Origin of the sequence: Sphingomonas sp. CCH5-D11, assembly GCF_001557395.1 — a bacterium.
Lineage (GTDB): Bacteria > Pseudomonadota > Alphaproteobacteria > Sphingomonadales > Sphingomonadaceae > Sphingomonas.
Genome location: NZ_LSKH01000017.1, coordinates 1 through 23,350, shown reverse-complemented (window position 1 = coordinate 23,350; position 23,350 = coordinate 1). Strand labels below are relative to the sequence as shown.

The 23,350-nt window shown below is 66.4% G+C and carries 21 protein-coding genes; 9 read left to right on the top strand and 12 right to left on the bottom strand.

Annotation, left to right across the window (positions count from 1 at the left end; translation table 11 throughout):
- Window positions 1-221: 221 nt before the first annotated feature.
- Window positions 222-3,284 (bottom strand): TonB-dependent receptor domain-containing protein, encoded by a 3,063-nt coding sequence (locus AX702_RS00820; protein ID WP_066775095.1) that lies wholly within the window; start codon window positions 3,282-3,284, stop codon window positions 222-224.
- A gap of 239 nt (window positions 3,285-3,523) precedes the next feature.
- On the opposite strand from AX702_RS00820, the gene AX702_RS00815 reads away from it, so the two are divergent.
- A complete protein-coding gene (locus AX702_RS00815; protein WP_066775091.1) occupies window positions 3,524-4,066 on the top strand; it encodes a hypothetical protein in 543 nt (180 codons plus the stop codon).
- 35 nt (window positions 4,067-4,101) lie between these two features.
- Here the strand turns inward: AX702_RS00815 and AX702_RS00810 are convergent, their stop codons facing one another.
- From AX702_RS00810 to AX702_RS00790, 5 genes are read right to left on the bottom strand one after another with little or no spacing between them, the layout of a single operon-like run.
- The gene (locus AX702_RS00810; RefSeq protein ID WP_066775089.1) at window positions 4,102-5,532 is read right to left on the bottom strand and encodes a GDSL-type esterase/lipase family protein; all 1,431 of its coding nucleotides are present in this window, start codon (window positions 5,530-5,532) and stop codon (window positions 4,102-4,104) included.
- A complete protein-coding gene (locus AX702_RS00805; protein ID WP_156455297.1) occupies window positions 5,529-5,963 on the bottom strand; it encodes a hypothetical protein in 435 nt (144 codons plus the stop codon). The genes AX702_RS00810 and AX702_RS00805 overlap by 4 nt, the downstream gene beginning before the upstream one ends.
- 57 nt (window positions 5,964-6,020) lie before the next feature.
- A complete protein-coding gene (locus AX702_RS00800; protein WP_066775084.1) occupies window positions 6,021-7,193 on the bottom strand; it encodes a glycosyltransferase in 1,173 nt (390 codons plus the stop codon).
- Window positions 7,190-8,158: a glycosyltransferase family 2 protein gene (locus AX702_RS00795; RefSeq protein ID WP_197420452.1), complete on the bottom strand. Its 969-nt coding sequence runs from the start codon at window positions 8,156-8,158 to the stop codon at window positions 7,190-7,192. Before AX702_RS00795 ends, AX702_RS00800 begins: the two co-directional genes overlap by 4 nt.
- Entirely contained in the window at window positions 8,155-8,733 is a 579-nt protein-coding gene (locus tag AX702_RS00790) for a putative colanic acid biosynthesis acetyltransferase (RefSeq protein ID WP_066775080.1), read from the bottom strand. Before AX702_RS00790 ends, AX702_RS00795 begins: the two co-directional genes overlap by 4 nt.
- Window positions 8,734-9,036: 303 nt before the next feature.
- On the opposite strand from AX702_RS00790, the gene AX702_RS00785 reads away from it, so the two are divergent.
- Window positions 9,037-10,335, top strand: coding sequence for a hypothetical protein (locus AX702_RS00785; RefSeq protein WP_066775077.1), 1,299 nt, complete (start codon window positions 9,037-9,039; stop codon window positions 10,333-10,335).
- Here the strand turns inward: AX702_RS00785 and AX702_RS00780 are convergent.
- The 3 genes from AX702_RS00780 to AX702_RS00770 form a co-directional block, all read right to left on the bottom strand.
- Window positions 10,302-11,342, bottom strand: coding sequence for a glycosyltransferase family 4 protein (locus AX702_RS00780; protein ID WP_066775075.1), 1,041 nt, complete (start codon window positions 11,340-11,342; stop codon window positions 10,302-10,304). The two genes, AX702_RS00785 and AX702_RS00780, sit on opposite strands and share 34 nt — an antisense overlap.
- Entirely contained in the window at window positions 11,332-12,636 is a 1,305-nt protein-coding gene (locus tag AX702_RS00775) for a hypothetical protein (RefSeq protein WP_066775072.1), read from the bottom strand. Before AX702_RS00775 ends, AX702_RS00780 begins: the two co-directional genes overlap by 11 nt.
- A gap of 135 nt (window positions 12,637-12,771) precedes the next feature.
- Window positions 12,772-13,737, bottom strand: coding sequence for an alpha/beta fold hydrolase (locus AX702_RS00770; RefSeq protein WP_066775069.1), 966 nt, complete (start codon window positions 13,735-13,737; stop codon window positions 12,772-12,774).
- Window positions 13,738-13,816: 79 nt separating this feature from the next.
- Between AX702_RS00770 and AX702_RS00765 the strand changes: the two genes are divergently transcribed.
- The gene (locus AX702_RS00765) at window positions 13,817-14,500 is read left to right on the top strand and encodes a DUF2490 domain-containing protein (protein ID WP_066775067.1); all 684 of its coding nucleotides are present in this window, start codon (window positions 13,817-13,819) and stop codon (window positions 14,498-14,500) included.
- A gap of 142 nt (window positions 14,501-14,642) precedes the next feature.
- Here the strand turns inward: AX702_RS00765 and ctaD are convergent, their stop codons facing one another.
- Together ctaD and coxB are read right to left on the bottom strand one after the other, a co-directional pair.
- Window positions 14,643-16,325: a cytochrome c oxidase subunit I gene (gene ctaD / locus AX702_RS00760; RefSeq protein ID WP_066775065.1), complete on the bottom strand. Its 1,683-nt coding sequence runs from the start codon at window positions 16,323-16,325 to the stop codon at window positions 14,643-14,645.
- Window positions 16,326-16,327: 2 nt separating this feature from the next.
- The gene (gene coxB, locus AX702_RS00755) at window positions 16,328-17,488 is read right to left on the bottom strand and encodes a cytochrome c oxidase subunit II (protein ID WP_066775061.1); all 1,161 of its coding nucleotides are present in this window, start codon (window positions 17,486-17,488) and stop codon (window positions 16,328-16,330) included.
- 197 nt (window positions 17,489-17,685) lie between these two features.
- On the opposite strand from coxB, the gene pyrE reads away from it, so the two are divergent.
- The 6 genes from pyrE to maiA are packed head-to-tail and all read left to right on the top strand — an operon-like array spanning window position 17,686 to window position 22,086.
- The gene (pyrE, locus tag AX702_RS00750) at window positions 17,686-18,270 is read left to right on the top strand and encodes an orotate phosphoribosyltransferase (protein WP_066775058.1); all 585 of its coding nucleotides are present in this window, start codon (window positions 17,686-17,688) and stop codon (window positions 18,268-18,270) included.
- Between the two features lie 31 nt (window positions 18,271-18,301).
- Window positions 18,302-19,030, top strand: a complete 729-nt coding sequence (locus tag AX702_RS00745) for a pyridoxine 5'-phosphate synthase (RefSeq protein WP_066775056.1) — start codon at window positions 18,302-18,304, stop codon at window positions 19,028-19,030.
- Window positions 19,027-19,431: a holo-ACP synthase gene (acpS, locus tag AX702_RS00740; protein WP_066775054.1), complete on the top strand. Its 405-nt coding sequence runs from the start codon at window positions 19,027-19,029 to the stop codon at window positions 19,429-19,431. The genes AX702_RS00745 and acpS overlap by 4 nt, the downstream gene beginning before the upstream one ends.
- A complete protein-coding gene (lepB, locus tag AX702_RS00735; protein WP_082745902.1) occupies window positions 19,428-20,390 on the top strand; it encodes a signal peptidase I in 963 nt (320 codons plus the stop codon). The genes acpS and lepB overlap by 4 nt, the downstream gene beginning before the upstream one ends.
- Window positions 20,387-21,460: an AI-2E family transporter gene (locus tag AX702_RS00730; protein ID WP_066775050.1), complete on the top strand. Its 1,074-nt coding sequence runs from the start codon at window positions 20,387-20,389 to the stop codon at window positions 21,458-21,460. The genes lepB and AX702_RS00730 overlap by 4 nt, the downstream gene beginning before the upstream one ends.
- Window positions 21,457-22,086, top strand: a complete 630-nt coding sequence (maiA, locus tag AX702_RS00725) for a maleylacetoacetate isomerase (protein WP_066775047.1) — start codon at window positions 21,457-21,459, stop codon at window positions 22,084-22,086. Before AX702_RS00730 ends, maiA begins: the two co-directional genes overlap by 4 nt.
- Here maiA and AX702_RS00720 read toward each other — a convergent pair.
- Window positions 22,073-23,179, bottom strand: a complete 1,107-nt coding sequence (locus AX702_RS00720; RefSeq protein ID WP_231731675.1) for a glycosyltransferase — start codon at window positions 23,177-23,179, stop codon at window positions 22,073-22,075. The genes maiA and AX702_RS00720 overlap by 14 nt on opposite strands.
- Window positions 23,180-23,350 lie beyond the last annotated feature (171 nt).

Below are 23,350 nucleotides of genomic sequence, written 5' to 3'. Positions count from 1 at the left end.
GCTGCAAATCTTAAGACCTTGAGGTCGCGACGCTCGGATCCGAGCACACCGCCGGGTTGAGCCGTGCGTGGTATCTTCAGGAGCCATGCGACGCTCGGCTCCTGTCGAAGAGCCTTCTTGGCATTGGATCGGTCGGGCGCAGCGCCGCCTCGCCGGTCGGCGGCAGACAAAAAAAGGGCGGGCACAAGGCCCGCCCTTCTCTTTGGTCGTGAAGCTCGCGCTTAGAAGCGGATCTTCGCAGCCATCACGTAACGGCGACCGATCGAGTCATAGGTCGACGGGAAGGTGTTGCCGCTGTTGTAGGTGGTCGAGCCAGCCTCGCCGCCAACGAGCGGCGGCTCGATGTCGAACAGGTTCTGGATGCCGACGGTGAACGTCAGGTTCTCGCCCACGTTCATGCGGGTGGTCAGGTCGATATAGTCCTTCGCCTTGATGCGGTTGAAGTTGACTTCCTTACCCGCCAGAACGCCTGCGCTTGCCGGCAGCGTGCCTTCGAAGATGAACCGCGAGGTCGCGGTGAAGCCACGATCGGCGAAGTCGTCAGCCGCGCCTTCGTAGCGCGTGCCGCCGATGTGACGCCACAGGAGCGACACGTCCACGCCCTCGATCGTCGCCGTACCGCGAACCGACCACTGCCACTCAGGGATCGGCTGGGCGCAGTTGGCCGAGTAATAGCCGACGCAGTCACGGACATAGCTGCCGTTCACCGCCTGGAACTTCGATTCGTCGGTCCAGGTCATCGAGCCCGCGAGGCTGAGCTTCGCGAAACCGATGTCGTGCGCATAGTTCGCGGTCAAGTCGATGCCGCTGGTTGCCAGCATGCCGAGGTTCGACGTGGTCAGGAACAGGCCCGGCGTGGTGTTCGGATCGCCGTTCAGGCCGCCCGTGAGCGGATCACGACGGATCGCGGTGCACGCCGCGCTTCCAGCAGCGCTGGCCGGCGGGTTGTTCGCATCTTCACCAAAGCACGCGGTGATCGCATCGCCCGGGGTGGGCGAGGTGATCGCGCCGGTGACCTTGATGTTGAAGTAGTCAACCGAGATCGACAGACGCGGCACGAAGGTCGGCTGGAAGACGACACCGGCCGTCCAGCTCTTGCCCACTTCCGGATCGAGCAGCAGGTTGCCGCCGCCGGTGGAGTTGGCCTGACCCGAGATCGGCTGCGCGATGGAGTCAACGTTGGCGGCCGATGCACCCTGCGCAAGGCAGATGGCGCGCAGCGTGCCCGACGGGTTCGGACGAATCCGCTCGCCGTTGTCGTTGAAGGTCGCGCACGGATCGTCCTGCAGGTTGGTGAGACCCGTCGACACCGGCGAGAACAGCTCGGCGATGTTCGGCGCGCGCACCGCACGTGCATAGTTACCGCGGATCTTCAGGCCGTTGACCGGCGTCCAGCTACCAGCCACCTTCCAGGTGGTGGTGTTGAAGCCCGGGTCGCCCGCTGCGTCGATCGTGTAGCTCGAGTAGCGCACGCCACCCTCAACCGTCAGATCCTGGAAGAACGGACGGTTCTGGATCAGCGGAACGATGAGCTCGCCGATGGCTTCGTACACGTCATAGCCGCCGTCGATGTTCGGAGCCGGACCACCGGCACCGCCGAGGTCACCACCAGCTGCCAGCGTGTCCGACTGCTGCGACGCGGTGTAGCTGCGATACTCGCCGCCGACCGCGAAGGAGATCGGGTTTTCGGAGAGCGGGCTTGCCACGCCGAAATCGCCGCTGACCGTTGCACGCGCCTGCGCCAGCGACGTGCGGGTGCGAACGGTGGAGGTCTCGTTCAGGAAGTCGATCGCTTGGTCGGTCCAGGAAGCATTGTTCTCCGGGCCGAACCAGTTGATCGGAACGCAGCCCGAGGCCGTGCCAGCGAAGCAGCTGCTGGTGTTGTTGGCGAGGAAGCTGTCCGCCACGCGCGAGTTCAGGGTGTAGCCCTGGATCGCCTGCAGATTCTCCGACTCACCGTACGAACCGAAGACATCCCAGTCGATCGTGTCGGTGATGCCGCCACGTGCGCCGAGGCGGTAATCGAAGAACGTGGTCGAATATTCGCTGACGCGGGGCCCAACCTCGGTCGCGCGGCGGAACAGCGCGCTGGTGACCGTCTGATAGCCGGCATCGCCCGGCGTCAGAGCCGGATTGGCGGCAGCGGCGCAGGCCGCGGCCGAAATGCCGTTCGCGGAACAGAAGGAGCTGCGCAGCGAATCGGTCAGGAACGGGTTGTTGAGCGGAATGTCAACGGCGACACCGAACGAGCCCGACGGCGCGATGATCGTCGAGACGGTGTTCTTCGAGAAGATGCCGCGGGTGTAGACCTCGACGTCATCGCTGACTTCGTAGTTGGCTGCACCGTAGATGTTGAAGCGCTCGAACGGCGTCTGGTAGACGTTGTACGGGTTGAAGTTGAACGCCGTGAACGCCGTGCCCGGACGGAAAGCCGTGCCGTCTGCGTTGACCTGACGGGTGCCCTGACCCGGCAGCGAGAAGCGCGACGGAACCGCCGTGCCCGAGCCGCCGCCGCCGCCCGAGGCGGAGCTGAGCGCGAGAACGCCGAAGTCACGGCCGCCCTGATAGATGGGGTCGGATTCCTGGTAGCCGATGCTGAACACGGCGTTGCCGCGACCGTCATCGAAGTTCGCACCGATCGTCAGGTCGGCACGGAACACGCTGCCGTCGCCTTCTTCGCTGATCTGCTGCGAAACATTCGCTTCCAGACCGGCAAAGTTGCGGCGGGTGATGAAGTTGATGACGCCCGAAACCGCGTCCGCACCATAGGTGGTCGAAGCACCGCCGGTCAGCACGTCGACGCGCTCGATCAGAGCGAGCGGCACGTTGTTAAGGTCGAAGCGGCCGTTCAGTTCGGCCGGCACGAGGCGCACGCCATCGAGCAGGACGACGTTGCGGTTCGAACCGAGGTTGCGGAGGTTGGCGAAGGATGCACCGCCGTTGCCGTTGTTCACGGCCGAACCGATCGACGGGGTGATGCCCGGCAGTTCGCGCAGCAGCTCTTCGGCGACGTTCGCCTGCTGCAGGTCGATCTCGTCAGCGCCGACGACCTTGACCGGGGTCGCCTGAACGAGGTTCGGGTTCTTGATGAGCGTACCGGTGACGACGATGTCGCCGGTCGCGGTCTCAGACGTATCGGCACCTTCCTGCGTCACGACGCCCGGTGCGGGTGTGCCCGGGGTGACGGTCGAGTCGACCTGCTGCGCCGATGCCGAGCCGGCGGCCATGACGGCGCCGACGAACAGCGTCGTCGTCAACAAGCGCGAGCGAAAAGTTGTGCGCATGTGTGTTTCCCTTTTGATGCCCCGGTTGAACCCGGTTTATCGGCTTGCCCTAATGTGCGGTCGGCATTGACGACCCACATGGCGCAAAGGGCTAATCAGCAATTCACGCCCCTGCAATCTCCACCCAACGCAACTGCAACATTGCGGCGCGGGTGTAACAGGAAGGCAACACTTTCCTGTCCGGCTTGTCCGTTTTCACGACACTCTCTATCGCCGGGGCCAGTTCAGGGAGACAAAAAATGGCGCAGTTCCAGAGGCTGGCGGTCGGCGCGGCCGCGACCGTAATGTTCGCCGCAGCCGGTGTCGCGGGCGCACAGGCGCAGGACGGCGCGGGCGAGCGAGTTCTTCAGTCATTCTCGCAATGCCGCACGATCACGGCACCGGACCAGCGCCTCGCCTGCTTCGACAAGGCAGCAGCATCGCTGGCGCAGGCGGTGGAAGCAAAGGAAGTGCGCATCCTCGACAAGGAAGACGTGCGGCGCACCCGTCGATCGCTGTTCGGCTTCACGCTGCCACGCGTCGGGCTGTTCGACGAGGATGAGGAAGAGGCGAAGAAGGAGGAGTTCACCGAGATCAACACCACGGTGGCATCCGCCCGCTCGCTGCAGAACGGACGGGCCGAGATCCGGCTGAACGGCGAGGATGGCGCCGTGTGGCAGACGACCGAGGCGATGACCTTCCCGCCCAAGGCCGGTGACAAGATCCGCATCCGCCGCGGCGCGATCGGCAGCTATTTCATCAACGTCGGCGGACGCAGCGTGCGCGGCATGCGCGTGCGCTGACCCCCCGCCGGGGGCGAGCGCACGCGCGCGCTCGCCTAGGCTGGTGTCAGCGCCAGCGCTGGCAGAACCTCGGACCGGATGGCCTGTTCGATCCGCTGGGCATAATGATCGAAGCCGAGTTCCGGCGGGTGGACGTTATCGGCCGCCACATAGAAGCCGGCGTTCGCCACGCCAGCCGGCACGCCGGTGCCGTTGTTCCACGCGCCCAACACCCAGGGCGGCACGGCGCCGCAGATCGGGATGAAGAAGGTGAGCGGATCGCCATGCTGTGCCACGGCCGCAGCGATCGCGGCCTCGGTCGCCGGTGCGCCGGGCACGTTGATGGACGGCACGCCAACCACGATCACCGGCGCCGCGGTGCCCGCGCGCAGCGCACGCAACGTGGCGAGGGCTGCCGCCTGCACCTGCGCAGGCGCATAGCCGGCGTCGTTGGTGGATCCCATCAGCAGCACGACATCAGGTGACAGCGACAGCGCATGCGGCACGCGCTGGCCAAAGGTCACGAACCCGGATGGCGAGGCGTTGCAGTAGCCGGTGCCGCCGACCGAGAGGTTCCAGGTATCGCGCCAGCCAAGCCGCTTGGCGAGCAACTGGGCAATCGATCCGCCTGCCAGCCACGGACCATAGCTGGACCCGGCATTATAGCTGTCGCCGATGACGACCATGCGCGGCGCGCCGCCGCCGCCAGCGCTGACGATCGCCGATGGAGCGGCCTGGACCCCGCCGAAACAGGACGCGCTCTTGCCGGTTTCGAGCTCATAATGGCGGAGCCGCCGTCCCGTGCTTCCTGACCAGTCGATCACCATCCACTGGTCCTGACCGGCAACCACATGGCTGCCCGGCATCAGATAGCGCCCGTCGACGATCACCCTGACCTGCGCCGATCCTGCGGGAAGGAATAACGCCAATCTGTCGCCATCACAGGTGAAGGACACGGATGCGCCGGCGCACATGGGCATGCCGGCCTTTGCCTCGAAGCTCGCCAGCGTCCAGAAATTGGTCCGCAACGGCGCGGTGGCCGCGCCGCGAACCGTATAGGCGCCGGGATGGCTGGCCGGTGTCCAGGTCGCTCCCAGGGAAGGATTGCTCGTCACAAAGGAGACGATGGGCGCGCCATCGGCGGGATCGGCAGCGCACGCGCCGCCAAGATAGGTCCAGTAAAGCGAACTGTTGCCGTCCGCGACATATTGGCCGCTGCTGGTGGTGGCAGGGCCGGCGCCCGTGGAAGGCGATGTGCCGGCAAGGCCGCACAAATACCAGCCGCCATTGTGGCTGACGATCTCGCCCACCGCATAGGGCGTGCCGGGTGCATAGGCCGGTGGCGCGAGCCAGGGCCGCAGGACCACCGGGTTGCGCCCCGCCGCCGCGGCCGCCGCGCGGGATAACAAGTTGTGCCGCCCGGCCATCGTGACGGCGTCGCGCACGCGAGCGGTGAGGCCGCGCGCCACCAGATCACGCGCGCTCATTGCGCCACCCGATAGGTGAGGGTGCCGCCTGTGAGCGTGGCGAAGAGATAATAGCTCGCGCCCACCTCACTTTCCTCGGCGGCGGCTTCATTGGCGTTGGCTGTGAAGCGCGCCCAGCGTGCACCGCCAGCCGTCAGCGGGAACTTGGTGACGCCGCCATCGACCGAGCGGAGCAGGTCCACCGTGCCGGACCAGTCGCCGGAAAGGGTGACCCAGATCGGTCGATCCAGTTCCGGCAGGAAAGGGCCGGCAAGTCCGCTGGCCCCCAGCGAACCCGCCAGTGGCACCGACCCGGCCGGCTTCTTCAACAGCCGCACGGGCAATGGGTTGCCATCGTGAACGGCAACCGCCGGCGCGTCGACCGCGCCGAACGCCATTGCATATTGCGGTACGAACCCCGCGGGTATCTCCACTTCCGCCACTATCGTCACTCCTGCTGTGTTCCGCTTATGTTCTACAGCAGGCGAAAGGATGTAGGACAGGCCCCGTCAGGCGATCTCGCGTTCGATCAGGGTCCGCAGGCTGTCGGCGGCCTGTGAGATGTGAAAGCGGGTCAGGAACGAGGCGCGCGCCTTGCGCCGCATGGCCGCGCGCTCGGCCGGAGAACAATCGAGAAAGCGCGTCAACAGCGCGATCGTCCCTTCTTGCGTGTCGGGAGCCACCAGTCCCGCCCCGTCCGCCACCGCTTCGCGCCAGATGGCGACCTGATCGCTGACGAGTACCGGCGTGCCGGCGGCAAGCGCCTCTGCCACGGCGATCCCGAAATTTTCCTGGTGCGAGGGCAGAACAAAGGCGGTGGCGGCCTGCAGCGCGCCGGCCTTGGTCGCGCCGTCGAGCATGCCGGGGAAATGAACCCGCTCCGCCAATCCGGCGCGCACCGCCACCGTGCGCAGGTGCGGCACAAGGCCCGCTTCGTCCGGGCCGGCGATCACCAGATCGAGCGCTGGGTCGCGGGCGGCGACCTTCGCAAACGCCTCGACCAGCAGGTCGCAGCCCTTTTTCGGATGAATCCTGCCGAGGAAGAGCAGGAACGGGCGGCCGCGCAGCGGCGGCAGCACGCGACGAAAGGCCGCCACGAAATCCTGGTCAGGGTCGCCCAGGTCGGCCGTGCCGTAATTCACTACGGCGCTCCGCAGCCGATAGGGCCGGAATGCGCCATGGGCGCGCAATCGCTCCTCCTCGCTGGTGAAGAGCACGGCGCGCGCGCCAGCGAGCAGGCGTCCTTCGGTCCACCACCAGCTCGCCTGCTTGGCAAGATGCTTCAGCGGGGCGGCACGGCGGAACCACGGATCAAGCGCTCCATGGGGAAAAACAAAGTAAGGCGTGCGCCCGCCCGCAAGCGCAACCGCTGCGCCGCGGGCGGCATAGCGCCACAGACCGGATATGATGATCGCATCATAGGCGCCGGCGTGTTCGCGAAGCCAGGGCACCATGTGCGGCGCATAGCGATAGCGGCGCAGCGGCCCGGCCCCGCGATCCGGACCCAGGGCGATGATGGTGCCGGGATAATCGGGCAGGTGGCGCTCCTGCGGCGGATCGAGCGTCAGCATATCCTGCCGGTGCCCCTGCCCGGCCCAGATCTCCCCTACCCGACGCGCCCCTTCGATCGGGCCCCCGGTGCGTGGATCGGCACTCGCGATGATACGCAGGATGCGCGTCATGCCGAGGGCGCAATCGGCAGGCCGCTGAGCACCGCGAGACGCACGAGACGCGCGCTGCCGGAGGAGCAGGCGGCTAATTCCCGGTCCCATTCCGCCACCTTGGCCGCGACCAGGAAGCGATACCAGAAGCCCTGCAGCACGTGATAAATCAGCCCCGGCCGGCCATCGAGAAAGCCGCCCTGACCGACGTAGCGAAATAGGAAATAGCCGAGCGGCGCCGCCCAGAGCGGCAGGCGATCGTACACGAGCCTTTTCACCTGCCGCTTGCGCCGTGCCGGCGGGGAAAGGGCGACGGCTTCGCTGTCACCATCCCTGTCGAACAAGGCGTAGCGGGCCGCCAGCACCTCCACCGCCTCGCGGCTGGCGTAACCGTTATGCTTGGCGGTGAAGAAGGTCAGGTCGCCTGCATTGGCATCGGCGAAGCCGCCGGCCAATTGGATCGTCCTGCCGCGACCCACCACCACATGTTCGTCCATCCAGCGGCGTTCCACCCGCCCAGCCCCGGTGCGCCAGATCCGCAGCAGCCACAAGGGATGGCGACCACCGTGGCGGATCCAGCGACCCATGAAGATGTGCTTGCGGTTCAGCAGGACACCGGTGACGCCGGCGTCGAGTATGGGCAGGGTGCGCACGATCGCGCTGGCGAGATCCGGCTCGATTAGCTCGTCGGCGTCCAGCCGCAGCGTCCATCCGGTGGCGATCGCGCCGTGATCCAGCGCCCATTGCAGCTGCGCGGCATGGCTGGTGAACGGGTGCTGCACCACCCGTGCGCCAGCCTCCTGCGCCACCTCTACGGTGGCATCGGTGGAGAAGCTGTCCACCACCAGCACATCGCGCGCGATGCCGCGTACGCTTGCGATGGCGCGGCCGACATGATGCGCCTCGTTGAAGGTGAGGATCACGACCGTGAGGTCGGGTTTCGCATCTGAACGCTGAGGAGCCTCCACAGGCGCCCGCAGGATCACGCCGCGCTTCCGAAGCGGATGCGCCGCTCGCGCAACTTGCGTGCCGGGTTACCGCCGTAAACGGTCCATCGCGCCAGATCGCGCATGGCGCAGCCGCGAGCCCCCAGCACCGCGCCGGTACCGATGGTGACGCCAGGCCCCACGAACGCTTCTGCCGCCACCCAAGCGCGGGCGCCCACGGTGATCGGACGCGCGAGAAGCTGAAAGGCGGCATCCTCCACGTCATGCGAGCCGGCGCACAGATGGGCGCGCTGCGAAATCACCGCATGCGACCCGATGATGACCGGCGCCATGGAATAGATGATCGCCCCAGGCCCGATCGCCGCATGATCGCCCATCGAAAGGTTGGCGGGCGACCAGATCCGGACGCTGCCATAGACATTCGCCGTTGGCGCGACTCGCGCGCCGAACAAACGCAACAGCAATCGTCGCCACGCGCGCAGCGGCGGCGGCGTCCAGCGGATCAGAAGCCACCAGGTCACCGCCCAGGCGAGCCGGTACAGCCGATTGCTCAGCGCGAAGCTCGGTCCCCCCTCCCACGCACGCGTGATCCGCCCGTCAAGCGGCCGCGCCATCGCGATTTGCCATTGCTTTCTCCCCCCGCCGTCAAGACTAAGCGATCCATTAACTTACCGCAACTGGGTGGATCGACGTTTATACCCTTGGTTGATAGAAGCTCGTTGGAGTGAAGTGGGGAGGATGTGCGTACGCTCATGAAGTCGCTTGGCTGGATATATCTAGCTGGCCTTGCGGTGGCGGCGATTTTGCAACTTTTCCTAGGCGCTGACCTGTGGCTTCTCGCTGTCCTTCTGCTGATCTCCAGCGCCGCGCTATTACCTTTTGTAGTCCAAAACTGGCGCGTTTCTGACGGTCTCTACATGATCATGACCGTCTACTTCGGCACGGGCGCGCTTATGATAAAGACGATGGCGGGACAGCCGGTTCATACCAATCTTCATGTCCCGGAGCTTTCTGCCGGCTATCTCCTTCTCGGTTTTTCTTCGATCAGCATCGGCTACATGATGAGCCGCATGGTTCGCCGGTCCTCGCGCATGACAGGGGAGCTGCGGGCGATCACGAGCCATTCGCCCGACCTTGCGCGGCTGGCTGTCCCCACATTCCTCCTCGGCAGCGCGTTTCTGTTTCTGCAGACCCAGTTTCGCCCGATTGCCGTGGCGGGCGGGTTCGAGGCTGGCGGCTTCGGCGGCTTCGGCACCTTCTATCCACTGCTACCGCTCGGCGCCGCCATGCAGGCCGGCCTGGTCGCGCGCCACCCCCGGCAACAGCGCCATCTCGCCGTGCTGGCCGCCATGGCCGTGATCGTTCTGGCCCTGACGCTGGCCGACAACACGAAGCGGACATTGTTCGATTTTCTGCTGGCGATCACCCTCGTCTTTCTTGTCCACGGAAAGCGCCTGCGGCTGCGCTGGATCGTACCGGCCGTCGCTGGCGTCGTGCTGCTGCTCGCGCTGGTGATGCCGGCGATCCAGATCGTGCGCACCATGGCCGATGTTCGCAGCACCGGGCGGATCACCGCCACCTGGCAGGTGATGCGCGATGCCGGTTTTGATCCCGCACGCTTGACCGCCGAGGCGGACCGGATCGCGCAGGGGCATCAGCTCGTCTGGCGGGACAGCTACATTTATCCGCTGGCCTGGAACACGGAGCGGTTCACCATGATCCAGCCCATCGATTTGGTGGCGCGCGGGCTGACGGAGCGCGGAACCATGGGCGGCGCGGACCTTTGGCGCGATCCGGCGGAAACCCTGCTTCCCGGTTTTCTCATGAACAAGTCGCTGGCCAACGCCCCCGACCGCATCGCCTGGCATTATGGCTTTCGCGCCAACGGCTCGATCGCGCGCCCGGTGGTGGGGCTGGTGGCCAGCAGCCTTGCCGCGTTCGGGCTTGCCGGCGTGCTGCTGCTCCCCGTGCTGGTGAGCACGCTGACCTTTGTCGCGCTGGATCTGCTGGGTGGTCGCCTTGCCGGCAATGTCTGGGGCGCGTTCGTGCTGACCGCCACGGCCCATCTCGCCGAGAAAGAGGCGAGCACGATGCTGTCCTTCTTCTGCCGCGGTTTTCCGTTTCTGCTGCTGGTGGCCGCGCTGCTGCTGCTGATCGGCCGTACCCGGCGGGCGCGTACGGTTCAGGTCATCCCGGTCAATGGCATGTCGCTGTAGAGAAGAGCCTCAAGGTTTCGCGTAAAGGCAGAGCCGGTGTAATGCCGTTCGACCTTCAGGCGCCCGGCCGCCCCCATGCGATCGGCCAGACGCCGATCGTCCAGCAATCGGCCTAGCGCGTGCGCCAACGCGCCGACATCGGCGGGATCGATCGTGAAGCCGTCCACCCCATCGCTGATCACTTCCCCCGCCGCGCCGAAGCAGGATCCGACCACCGGCAGCCCGCGCGCCCACGCCTCCAGATAGACGATCCCGAAGCCCTCCTTCGAGGATGGAAGAGCGAAGAGGCGGGCTTCCGCATAAGCGCGGGCGAGGGCGATGTCGGAAACGGCGCCAGGGAGTGCGACGCGCGCCTCCACACCAAGTTGAACGGCAAGCGCGCGATATTCCGCCCGCAATGGCCCGTCACCGATCACCATGAGACGCGCCGCCGGGAGGAGCGGCAAGGCGCGGACAAGCTTGTCGACGTGCTTCTCGCGTTCGCCAGCCTGAAGGCGCGCCACCGTCAGGATTGTCTCGCCCTCCGGCCGCACAGGCGCACCGGGCAGATCGACGGCATTGGGGAAGAGGACAAATTTGCTCTCGTCCAAGGCAAAGGCGTCGGCCATCCTGCTCATCGAGTATCTACTGACAATCGCCACCCGATGGACGACGTGCCGAAGCATCGCTGGCTCCCACCAACGCACCGGGCGGTAGGCGGGATCACCCCATGACTCGATCCCATGCGCGAACAGGATGATCCGGGCGCGCGGCCGTAGCAGGCGGATCAGCAGGGCTAGCGGCAGCAGATTGATGTGCCCGATCAGGATCCGTTCTGCGCCGAGAACGCCGGAAAGGACCCGGCCCGCAAAGCGCATCGGCGTATCTTCGGCTCGCATGGCGGTGACGGTGGGAACGCCAAGGGTCGCCAGTGACGCGATCACCCGGCGATTGAACCGCTGAATACCGCCATGGCCCCGCGCGGACAGGCCGATGAAGAGGACGCAGCGGGCCCGTTCACCGCGCACGGCGATGTCCAGCGATGATAGTGATCGGGATCATCGCGGCGTGCGCGGCGAGCAGGGCGGCGGCGATGCCGGTCAGGCCCCATGCCTCCGTCACCGCACCGGCGGCGGCCATGGTGGCGAGCGCGACAATCAGGAAGGCGGCCGTGACGCCGCCGTGCCTGTTCACCGCCGCGATCGGCGTAAGCAGTGCCGACCACAGCATCTCCGCCGCCACGGCGGCGACGAGCAGCGGCAGGAACGGGTAGACGGCGCCGACCGAATCATGCGTGAGGAGCGGCAGGACGAAGGGTGCTGCGACAAGTATCGCCAGCCCATAGGCGGCGATCAGCATCAGGGTGGCGCCGACCTGGAGCCGCAGCAGCCTGGCGGCACAATGCTGATCACCCTGACCGGCGAGCGCCGCATATTCGCTGGCGACGCTGTTGCTGATCATGTTCGTTGCAGCCATGCCGAGGCGCGCTAGGGTACGGGTGGTGGCGAAGGTCACCGTTGCCAGCGCGCCCATGATCCCGCCGATGATCACGACGGGAAGGTGAATCAGCAGCGCCTGCCCCAGCGGGAGCAGCATATGGGCGAGCGCCGGTCGCCAGAGGCTGGCCAGCGCGGCCCCGTCCGCCTGTCGCCAACCCAGCCGCAGCCAGTCCGCAAGGCGCCGCAGCGAGCGATAGGCGGCGAAAAGCGCGATCAGCCGGGCGACAACCATCGCCGCGGCGGCGGCGACCAATCCGCCGCCGGCCCATGCGGCGATCGCGATAGCCGCCCCCTCCATGAGCCGCGCAGTGGCCGCCCAGGCGGCCTCCGTCGCTGGCCGGTTGCCGGAGCGGATGCCGGCGCAGACCAGAAGAAAGAATTGGTAGAGGAGAACCTGGAGGATGAGCAGCAAGAGCACGGCGGGGGCCGAAACGGCCGCTTTCGCATCCAGCGCCAGCCATTGCCGGAGATCAACGGCCAGGATGAGCGCCGCGCTGGCCACCATCAGCAACGGTGATGCCGCGCACAGCAGGGCAAAGACGCTGTGAAAGACCCGCGTCGCCACATCGCGCCGGCCGGCCGCCACCGCCATCACCATCGCGTTCTTCGCCACGTTGGTGAAGCCGAGATCGCTGAAGGTCAGGTAAAAGGGCACGGCGGATAGAAGCAGCCACGCGCCATAGAGCCGGGTGCCCCAGGCGTGCAGCAGCAGCGGCACGAGCGCGATCTGCACCAGGATCGTGACAATCTGGCCATAAGCCTGGGCAGAAAGGGTGCGGCCGAGGCGCAAAGTGGTGGCGCGGTCCAGCGACCGGCCAATCATGTTCCGCCCGGCTGCCACACCGCCTGCCCCCTTGATCCCCGCGCACTAGCTGCGGCTATTACGCGGCCGGAGCAAGCGGCTTCATGCTGCGCCGCTAATCGCCAAGGGCTGTGGCGCCTTCGCTCTGCCGGTTGGTCAGCCGAGGCGGCCGAGCCAGTCGACGAGCAGCCGGTTCACCTCCTCCGGGCGCTCCTGCTGCGTCCAGTGGCCGCAGCCGTCGAGCAGATGACCCTCCACCCGTGGAACGTGCGGCCGCATGATCCCGATCGGATCGGTGATCGCGCCAAAGCCCATGGTGGCCGGATCCTTGGTCCCGCCGATGAACAAGGCGGGCTGTTCGATGCGGCGATCACGGAAGGATTGCAGCCAGGCGAAATCGCGCTCGTGATTGCGATAGCGACTGATCGGCCCGAAGAAGCCGGAGGCTTCGAACTCCGCGACATAATAATCGAGGTCCTCGGCCGTCAGCCATGCGGGGAACGGATCGGGATCGACCATGCCCTCCAGCAGCGAGGCGCCCGCTGCCTTCGTCGGCCATGTGCCCGGCGGCGCATCGCCCGAAATGGCATAGTAGAATTTGCGCAGGAAATCGCGGACGTCGCGCTCCGCTTCCGCTTCCGCCGGCCCGACCTCCTGGAACCATTCCTGATAGAAAAAGCGTCCCTTGCTGGTGAAGGCCTGCCGGAACACCTCGGTGAACGGGCGGCTCGGAACCCCGGTGTGGGGGACCGACATGGCCGCCACGGCGCGGATGCGATCGGGGCGGGTGAGCGCCGCGTTCCAGACCTGGGGCGCGCCCCAGTCATGCCCGACGAGAATCGCCGGTGCGCCCGGTTGAAGCGCCTCGGCAACGGCGTCGATATCCGCGACGAGATGCTCCATGGCATAATCCGCAACGTCGGTCGGCTTGTCCGATCCGCCATAGCCGCGCACGTCGATCGCGGCGGCGGTGAAGCCGGCGGCCGCCACGGGCCCGAGCTGATGCCGCCAGGAACACCAGCTTTCGGGGAAGCCGTGGACCATCAGGACAAGCGGCCCCGACCCCTCCACCGCGGTGCGAATCCGCACCGGGCCGGTATCGATCATCCGGAACTCGGGCATGTCTTCCTCTCCTACATTTTGTTGCTGCCGCCGCGCGAAAGCATGACGACTCACCTCCCGCGCAGCTAGAGTTGGCGTCATGCACCGCCTGACGCCGCTCTGTCTCCTGTCCGCCCTGACCATGGCCGTTCCGGCCGCCGCCCAGACGACGCATGACGAGGCGCTGTGGGTGAACGGAACGGTGATGGGGCAGATCCAGGGACCGGTCGTCTTCTTTGCGGAAGTCCAGCCGCGGATCGGCGACGGCGTTTCGCGCCTGTCGCAACTGCTCCTGCGCCCAGCCGTGGGCGTGCAATTGTCGAAGCAGGTCACTGTCTACCAGGGCTACGCCCATGTGATTGATCCGGTGGAGAACGGGCCCGATCTGCAGGAAGACCGACTGTTCCAGCAAGTGACGTGGAACGTCGGCACGGTCGGCCGCCTCGAGGTGCAATCGCGCACCCGGCTGGAAGAGCGCTGGCGTTCCGACGGCGACGGCATGTCGCTGCGTGCGCGGCAGATGATGCGATTCGAATATCCGCTCGCGCCGGGCAGCAAACGCCTGGCCGCGCTTGGCTCGGTAGAGGGCTTTGTCGGCCTGAAATCGGCCGAATGGGGCGGTGTCACTGGATTTGATCAGGTGCGCACGTTCTTCGGGGTCGAGATCCCGCTGGCGGGCACGTCGACGCTGGAGGCGGGATACCTCAACCAGACCCGCGACGCGCCCGGGCGGCGCGTCAACATGGTTCACGCCGCCGCGCTGAACCTCTTCATCCGGCTCTAGAAAGGCACGCTGCGTCGGCGATGCGCCGGTGCCGTGCGGTTGCCCCCTGGTCGGCGCCGCACCTTCCGCCGCTGCAAACGGAAAGAAAAAGCGCCCCGCGAGAACACTCGCGAGGCGCTTTTTCTTTGCCATTGGCTAGCGATCAATGGTGCTTTTCGTCCTCGATCACCGGCAGCGTCTCGAACTGGTGATACGGCGGCGGCGAGGTCAGCGTCCACTCCAGCGTCGTTGCACCTTCACCCCAGGGGTTGTCGGGCGCCTTCTTGCCGGCGGCCAGCGACCAAACCAGGTTGATGAAGAAGATCACCATGCCCAGCGCCATGATCTCATAGCCATGGGTCGCGATCTGGTTCCAATAGGCATAGGCGTCCGGATAATCCGGATAGCGCCGCGGCATGCCCTGAAGACCCAGGAAGTGCATCGGGAAGAACAGGACGTTCACGCCGGCGAAGAACACCCAGAAGTGCAGCTGGCCGAGGAACTCGTTGTACATCTTCCCCGACATCTTCGGGAACCAGTAATAGAAGCCGGCGAACAGCGCGAACACGGCACCCAGCGACAGCACGTAGTGGAAGTGCGCCACCACGTAATAGGTGTCATGCATGTAATCGTCGACGCCGCCATTGGCGAGCACAACGCCCGTCACGCCGCCCACGGTGAACATGAAGATGAAGCCGATCGCCCAGACCATCGGCGTCTTGAAGGTGAGCGAGCCACCCCACATCGTCGCGATCCAGGAGAAGATCTTGATGCCGGTCGGCACCGCGATCACCATCGTCGCGGCGGTGAAATACATCTTGGTGTTCACGCTCAGGCCGGTGGCGAACATGTGGTGCGCCCACACGACGAAGCCGACCACGCCGATCGCGACCATGGCATAGGCCATGCCGAGATAGCCGAAGATGGGCTTGCGGCTGAACGTGGAGATGATGTGGCTGATGATGCCGAAGCCCGGCAGGATCATGATGTACACTTCGGGGTGACCGAAGAACCAGAACAGGTGCTGGTACAGCACCGGATCGCCACCACCGGCCGGATCGAAGAAGGTCGTGCCGAAGTTGCGATCGGTCAGCAGCATCGTGATCGCAGCGGCGAGAACCGGCAGCGACAGCAGCAGCAGGAACGCGGTGACCAGCACCGACCAGGCGAACAGCGGCATCTTGTGCAGCGTCATGCCCGGTGCGCGCATGTTGAAGATGGTGGTGATGAAGTTGATCGCGCCGAGGATCGACGACGCACCCGAAAGGTGCAGCGACAGGATCGCCATGTCGACTGACGGCCCGGGCTCACCATAAGTGGATAGCGGCGCATAGACCGTCCACCCGGTGCCCGCACCCGCGCCGAAGAAGGGCGAGGCCAGCAAGAGCAGGAACGAGGGCACCAGCAGCCAGAAGCTGATGTTGTTCATGCGCGGGAAGGCCATGTCCGGCGCACCGATCATCAGCGGCACGAACCAATTGCCGAACCCGCCGATCATCGCCGGCATCACCATGAAGAACACCATGATGAGGCCGTGGGCAGTGATCATCACGTTCCACAGGTGGAGCGCTTCATCGAACGTGCCCGGTCCATGCAGCATGGCCAGCCAGGTCGGCAGATACTGAATGCCCGGATCACGCAGCTCGACACGCATCAGACCCGAAATCGCGCCGCCGATGATGCCGGCGCAGATCGCGAAGATCAGGTAGAGGGTGCCGATGTCCTTGTGGTTCGTGGACATGAACCAGCGCTGGAAGAACGCCGGCTTGTGATCCGCGTCGTGATGGTCGTGCGCGTGGTCGTCGTGCGCCTGGAAGGCGGACGGGTGAAGTGCGGTATCGGTCATGATCAGCGTCCCGTGTCGCCGGTGCCGCCCGGATTGGCGGTGGCACCCTGCGGGGAGGTGGCAGGTTCGACGGTGGCGTTCTGCGTCGGCCCGGTCAGGTTGTCCGCCGCGGCCGCCTCAGCGGCGGCACTGGCGGAATTGTCCGCGCCAGGCTGCGGGATCGCAGCGGCCGACGGCTCGGCCGCGCCCGGCATCTTGCCGCCCTTGGACTGGATCCACGCTGCGAACTGCGCCGGCGACACCGCTTCAACGGCGATCGGCATGTACGCATGGCGCGCACCGCACAGTTCCGAGCACTGGCCGTAATAGATGCCCGGCTTCTCGATGGTGAAGCTCGTCTCGTTCAGGCGGCCCGGCACCGCATCCAGCTTGATCCAGAACGCCGGCATCGCCCAGCTGTGGATCACGTCATTGGCGGTGGTGATGAGGCGGATCGGCACGCCCACCGGCAGCACGATACGATTGTCCGTTGCGAGCAGGCGGGGGCCATCCGCATCGGTACGGAAGCGCTCACCAGCGGCAACCTCGTTCTTTTCCTTGAGCATGTTGGCGGTGATCTCGATCCCGCCATGGTCCGGATACTGATAGCTCCAATACCATTGGTTGCCGATCGCCTTCAGCGTCACGGCACCGGCGGGTGCCGGCTTGAACTGCGCCGAAAGCAGGCCGATCGACGGCACCGCAATGGCGACAAGGATCAGCACCGGCGCCAGCGTCCACACCACTTCGATGATGGTGTTGTGGCTGGTCTTGGACGGGATCGGGTTTGCCGCCTGGCGGTACCGGATCACCACCCACACCAGCAGCGCCAGCACGAGCAGGCTGGTCGCCACGATCAGCGGGAACAGGATGCCATTGTGGAAATCCATCGCACGCTGGCCATTCTTGGTGACCTGCGGCTGGATCGACATGAGCCGATCGGTCGGCTGACCGATGACCGGGCTTGCCGTCAGCGGCGCGGAATCGGCGCCCGCCGCCCCCGGTGCAGCGGGAGCCACATCCGGCGCCCGCTCCCCGACATTGACCGAATTGCCGATCGCAGCCGCTTCGGCCGGGGCGCTTGCAACATCGCCCCCCGTTGCCGCCGGCTGGGCTGCGGCGGGCGCAAGCCCGGCCAGCGCGAGCCCAGCGGCCAGCATCCATCCCTTGAACGCGCTTCTCATCCGTGCGGTAACCTTGCCTCTCCAGTGTGAGGCCCGCACACCCCCTGCGGCAGACCCCTTGGACTCTGCCGCCTATACGGAGGGGTTTCGCGCGCCTCAAGCACGCATGTTGCTTTATTTGCACCCGCAACGGCCGGTCCGTTGCATGGCCGGCGCGTCGTTCGTATTTCGGGGCGCGGACGAAAAAAGGGCTTTTGGTGAACAACGACGAGGTTCTGGCGGAATTCCGGGCGGCAGACGCATTGCTGGAAGGGCATTTCATCCTGTCGTCGGGGCTCCGGTCCTCGCGCTATCTGCAATGCGCCCGCGTGCTGATGGACCCGCGCCGGGGTGCGCGGCTGGCCGAGGCGCTGGTCGAGCGGATTCCCGCCGACGTGCGTAGCCGCATCTCCGCGGTGGTCTCCCCGGCGATGGGCGGCGTGATTGCCGGGCATGAGATGGCGCGTGCGCTTGGCGTGGAGGCGATGTTCGTGGAGCGGCCGACCGGCACCTTCGAACTGCGCCGCGGCTTCCGCCTGGAAGAGGGGCAGGAGGTGCTGATGATGGAGGATGTCGTCACCACCGGGCTCTCATCGCGCGAGGCGATCAAGGCGATCGAGGCGGCCGGCGGCCGGGTGATCGCCGGCGCGGCGCTGGTGGACCGGTCGAACGGCACGGCGGACATTGGCGTACCCTTTTTTCCCCTGATCCGGCTTGATGTGCCCACCTATGAGGCGGACTCGCTCCCGCCGGAGCTCGCTGCCATTCCCGCGATCAAGCCGGGTAGCCGGTCGGCAGCGTGAACCGGGCCGCGCCCCGGCGGATGGAGGGTAGATGAGCGGATATTTGCGCCTGGGCGTCAACATCGATCACGTCGCAACCGTCCGGAACGCCCGCGGCGGCGCCTATCCCGATCCGGTGCGCGCGGCTCAGCTCGCGGCCGAGGCCGGGGCGGACGGCATCACGGCGCATCTGCGAGAGGATCGGCGGCACATCACCGACGAGGATATCGCGCGGCTTTCCGATACGCTGACCATTCCGCTCAACCTGGAAATGGCTGCGACGCAGGAGATGGTGGAGATCGCACTGCGACATCGTCCGCACGCCGCGTGCATCGTTCCCGAAAAGCGCGAGGAGCGCACCACCGAGGGCGGGATCGATGCGGCTGGCCAGTTCGATCGATTGGTGCCGATGGTCGCCGCCCTTGGTGAGGCGGGCACGCGCGTGTCGCTGTTCATCGAGCCGGACGCGCGGCAGATCGACGCGGCGCTGCGGCTGAAGGCGCCGGTCGTCGAGCTGCATACCGGCCGTTATTGCGAGCTCGACGGCGGCGCACGCGCGGAGGAGCTGAGGCGGATCGCCGATGCGGCCGCGCTGGCGGCGAAGAACGGCATCGAGGTTCACGCCGGACACGGCCTGACCTTCGACAATGTCGCGCCGATCGCGGCGATCCCGCAGGTGGTGGAGCTGAACATCGGCCACTTCCTGATCGGCGAGGCGATCTTCACAGGGCTGGGCGAAAGCATCCGTCGGATGCGCTCGGCGATGGAGGCGGCGCGATGATCGTGGGCCTCGGCTCCGACCTGTGCAACATCGAGCGTATCCAGGCGTCGCTCGACCGGTTCGGCGAACGATTCGAGGAGCGGGTCTTCACCGATGTGGAACGCGCCAAGGCAAAGCGCCGGCCGTTCACCATCGCGGGCACCTATGCGAAAAGGTTCGCCGCCAAGGAGGCCTTCTCCAAGGCAGTCGGCACCGGCTTTCGCCGCGGCGTGTTCATGAAGGACATCGGCGTGGTGAACGCGCTCTCCGGCGCGCCGACCCTGGCGCTGTCGGGCGGCGCGAAAGCCGCGCTTGACGCCATGATTCCCGCACGCCACCGCGCGCATATCCATTTGACATTGACCGACGATCATCCCTGGGCGCAGGCCTTTGTGATCATCGAGGCCATCCCGGACGAGTGACCCTCAGGAACGTGAACGATCTGGCCGAGAAACTGCCGGTGACGGGCGAGCCCCCGGCTGACGAAGCGCCCGAACAACGCCGCACGCGCGGCTTTGATTGGTGGGGTGAGGCGAAGGGCCTGTTCTGGCTGATCCTGGCGGTGCTGGGCTTTCACAGCTTCATCGCCAAGCCCTTTTACATCCCCAGCGAATCCATGCTGCCGGGGCTGGAGGTCGGCGACCGGCTGATCGTATCCAAATTTGCCTACGGGTGGTCCTTCGTCTCGCCGACCATTCCCAATCCCGCGGCGGTCTTCAGGGGAGCGGTGCTGCGCGAGCCGGTGGAAAGCTGGTCCTTCCAGTTGCCGGAATGGCGCGGGCGCGTGTGGGGCGCCATGCCGAAGCGCGGCGACGTCGTGATCGTCACGCCGCCCGGGCAGACGAGCGATTATATCAAGCGGGTCATCGGCCTGCCCGGCGACACGCTGGAGGTGCGCGCGGGCACCGTGATCCTGAACGGCAGGCCAGTGGCGCGCGGGCCGATCCACTATCGCGACCTGCCCGTCGACCGGAACGCCACCTGCGATCCGTGGCAATATCCCGAAGCGCGGATCACCCGCGCTGACGGCGCCACCGTCTGCCGCCTGCCGATCGTGACCGAAACGCTGCCGAACGGCCGCCGCTTCGACACGGTCGAGCTGGGCACCAGCCCGGGCGACTATTACGGGCCGATCCGCATCCCGGAAAATCACCTGTTCCTGATGGGTGACAATCGCGATCGTTCCGCCGACAGCCGCTTTGCGCTGGGCGGCAGCGAAAAGGGGCTCGGCGGGCCGGTGCCGTGGGAAAATATCGGCGGGCGCGCCGAATTCATCACCTTCTCCGTCGATGGATCGGCAACCATCAACCCGGTCACGTGGTTTGGTTCGCTGCGCAGCGGCCGTGCGGGCATTTCGCTGCACCCGGAGGAAACACGGTGAGCGAAGCTGGCGTCAGGATTGTCGAAGGAGCCAGCCCGAATGAGGTTCGCGATCCCGCCACCCGCCGCGAGATAAAGCGCGCCGCCGTATGGCTGGGCATGGCATCGGCCATCGCCTTGATCGTGCTGCTCGTGCAGCCGTTGCTGATCATCTTTGCCGGCCTGGTGTTCGCCGCCATGCTGGACGGCGGTGTACGCCTGCTCGGCCGGGTTCTGCCGATCGGGCGCGCCTGGCGGTTGCTGATCGTCTGCCTGCTGACCGTCATCTTCCTGATCGGCACGTTCGTGCTCACCGGCGTGCAGGTGGCGGAGCAGGTCAATCAGCTGCGCGCGACGCTGGAGGCGCAGGCGGTGCTGTTGAGCAGCTGGCTGACCAGCCATGGCCTGATGCCGGGCGCGTCGGACATCAGCGGCATCGCCCGGCAGGCGATGAGTTCGGTGGGTCGCCTCACCTCGTGGGTCGGCACTGCGGTGGGCGCGCTCACCACCATCTTCATGATCCTGGTGATCGGCCTGTTCATCGCCATGGATCCGCGGGTCTATGAACGCGGCCTCCAGTGGATGATCCCGGAGGAGAAGCGCGAAGAGTTCGCGATCGTGACGGAGCGCATGGGTTACACGTTGCGGCGGCTCCTGTTCGGCCGCATCATCGGCATGGTCGCAGAGGGCTTGCTGACCTGGATTGCGCTGATGATCGGCGGCGTTCCCATGGCGATGATCCTCGGCATCCTGACGGGCATCCTCGCCTTCATCCCGAACATCGGCGCCTTCATCTCCGGTGCGCTGATGATCGCCGTCGGCTTCTCCGCGGGCGCGGACACCGGCATCTGGGCGATCGGCACTTATGTCATCGTGCAGACCTTCGACGGCTATGTGCTGATCCCGATGGTTGCCAAGCGTACGGTGGACATGCCGCCGGCGCTGACGCTTGGCGCGCAGATCCTGGCGAGCGCATTGTTCGGCATTCTGGGCCTCGCGCTGGCCGATCCGATGACCGCGATGATCAAGGCGGCAATGGAGCGGCGCAGTGAGACGGTGGAGGACGAGCGCGAGCAAGAGGCGCTCGCATGAGGATCGTGCTTCACGATTACTGGCGCTCCTCCGCCTCCTATCGGGTCCGCATCTGCCTGAACCTGAAGGGCGTCCGGTATGAGACGGTGCCGGTCAACCTGCTGGCCGGTGAGCAGGCCGAGGACGCCAACCGTGCGCTCAACCCGCAGGGGTTCGTGCCCACCCTGGTGGTGGACGGCAGGCCGCTGACGCAAAGTCTGGCGATCGTGGACTGGCTGGACGCGAACTTTCCCGAGCCGCCGATGGTGAGCAAGGATCCCTTTGTGCGATCCGACCAGCTCGCGCGGGCGCTGGCCATTGCGGCGGACGTTCATCCGCTGAACAACCTGCGCGTGCTGAAGCGGCTGGAGGCGCAGTTCGGCGCGGATCAGGCCGCCAAGGACGATTGGTATCGCCACTGGATCGTGGAGGGTCTGACGGCGGTAGAGAAGTTGGCCGGTGACGGCCCATTCCTGGGCGGCGACACGCCCGACATTTCCGACCTCTGCCTCGTGCCGCAGCTTGCCAATGCGCGGCGGTTCGACGTGCCGCTGGACGCCTATCCCAAGCTGCGTGCGGCGGAAGCCGCCAGCCTTGCGCTGCCCGCCGTGCAGGCGGCAGCGCCTAACCGGGTCATGCCGCAATAAGGTCGTCGAACAGCCGGAGATAGCGCGCGGCCGAGTCCGCGCCGGGCAGCGGAACGGGCTGGGGGCGCACTGGAGACCCAAGCCAATGATCCAGCGCCGCCGCCAATGCGGCCGCATCACCGCGTGCAACGATCGACCCGAGCGATGGCGCCGCGACGATTTCCCGCACGGCAGGGGCACAATCGGTCGTCACGACCGGCGTACCCATGGAAAGCGCCTCGCCCAGCACGCCGGGCACGCCTTCGAAATCGGACGTCAGGGCAAGCACGGCGGCGCCCGCCATGGCGCCTAGCGGATCCGCGACATGGCCGGGCAGCAGCAGTTCGACGCCAAGGGCATCCGCCTGCGCCCTCAGCGCCGCGCGGCACTCGCCCTCCCCCAGGATGACAAGCGGGATCCGCTGCGCCAGCCGGGGCATGATCTCGACCAGGCGATCCCAGCGTTTTTGCGGCGCCAGCCGTCCGACGCCAAGAATGTAGCGCGGCGGCAATGGCGGCAGTGGCGCGTCCAGTAGGCGCGGGGCGGGCGGGTTTGGAATGACGGCGATGCGTTGCCGCGGGAGCCGCATGAGGCGGATCGCCGCCTCGGCGCTCGCCTCCGACATAACCACGACCCGGTCGAGAAAGGCGGGGTGCTGGCGCAGCCACGCGCGGTGCGCCACCGTCATCACCGGCCCGTAATCAGGCCGCTCCAGCGCATTGGACACCTTGCCCACGATCGGCGGGCAGCCCTTCCCGAGACGCCACTTCGTCCATGCCGCGATGCTCGTATAATGGCTGCCAGGACAGAAGATCATATCGGGGCGCAGGTCCGCGGCATAGGCAGCGACCGCTCGCAGGGCGGTATAGCGACTGGTCCCCAGCCCGACGCATTCGACCGTGTCGGGAACTTCGGTTCGCAAAGGCCCCTCCGCTTCTCCGATGATCAGGGTCACGCGCCGGCCTTCCCTCGCCCATGCTCCCGCCAGACGCAGCAGGGCGCGTTCGACCCCGCCGCCACGAAGCGTCTGAGCGTAGCTGAGGATGTGCCGGGCGCCGTTCATCTTGTCTGCCGGCCCTCTACAGCCCAGATTGCCGCCGAAAAGAAACCACAATCGGGCGTCATGCGCCTGACATCCGCAAGTTGTTATGCGGGATGCGTGCAAAGGAAGCCCGAGGTCTTGAGCGCCAAAGCCGACAGCGTACCCGCTGGCGTGGTCGATGCCGATCTTCCCGATATTGCTGCCCTGCAGCCAGCGGAAACGCTGCGCCGCCGGTGGCCGGGG

Bases quoted from the DNA above. Each gene is read 5' to 3' on its own strand.
- AX702_RS00820 (WP_066775095.1), bottom strand. From the start codon at position 3,284: ATGCGCACAACTTTTCGCTCGCGCTTGTTGACGACGACGCTGTTCGTC.
- AX702_RS00815 (WP_066775091.1), top strand. From the start codon at position 3,524: ATGGCGCAGTTCCAGAGGCTGGCGGTCGGCGCGGCCGCGACCGTAATG.
- AX702_RS00810 (WP_066775089.1), bottom strand. From the start codon at position 5,532: ATGAGCGCGCGTGATCTGGTGGCGCGCGGCCTCACCGCTCGCGTGCGC.
- AX702_RS00800 (WP_066775084.1), bottom strand. From the start codon at position 7,193: ATGACGCGCATCCTGCGTATCATCGCGAGTGCCGATCCACGCACCGGG.
- AX702_RS00790 (WP_066775080.1), bottom strand. From the start codon at position 8,733: ATGGCGCGGCCGCTTGACGGGCGGATCACGCGTGCGTGGGAGGGGGGA.
- AX702_RS00785 (WP_066775077.1), top strand. From the start codon at position 9,037: ATGATCATGACCGTCTACTTCGGCACGGGCGCGCTTATGATAAAGACG.
- AX702_RS00775 (WP_066775072.1), bottom strand. From the start codon at position 12,636: ATGATTGGCCGGTCGCTGGACCGCGCCACCACTTTGCGCCTCGGCCGC.
- AX702_RS00770 (WP_066775069.1), bottom strand. From the start codon at position 13,737: ATGCCCGAGTTCCGGATGATCGATACCGGCCCGGTGCGGATTCGCACC.
- AX702_RS00765 (WP_066775067.1), top strand. From the start codon at position 13,817: ATGCACCGCCTGACGCCGCTCTGTCTCCTGTCCGCCCTGACCATGGCC.
- ctaD (WP_066775065.1), bottom strand. From the start codon at position 16,325: ATGACCGATACCGCACTTCACCCGTCCGCCTTCCAGGCGCACGACGAC.
- coxB (WP_066775061.1), bottom strand. From the start codon at position 17,488: ATGAGAAGCGCGTTCAAGGGATGGATGCTGGCCGCTGGGCTCGCGCTG.
- AX702_RS00745 (WP_066775056.1), top strand. From the start codon at position 18,302: ATGAGCGGATATTTGCGCCTGGGCGTCAACATCGATCACGTCGCAACC.
- acpS (WP_066775054.1), top strand. From the start codon at position 19,027: ATGATCGTGGGCCTCGGCTCCGACCTGTGCAACATCGAGCGTATCCAG.
- maiA (WP_066775047.1), top strand. From the start codon at position 21,457: ATGAGGATCGTGCTTCACGATTACTGGCGCTCCTCCGCCTCCTATCGG.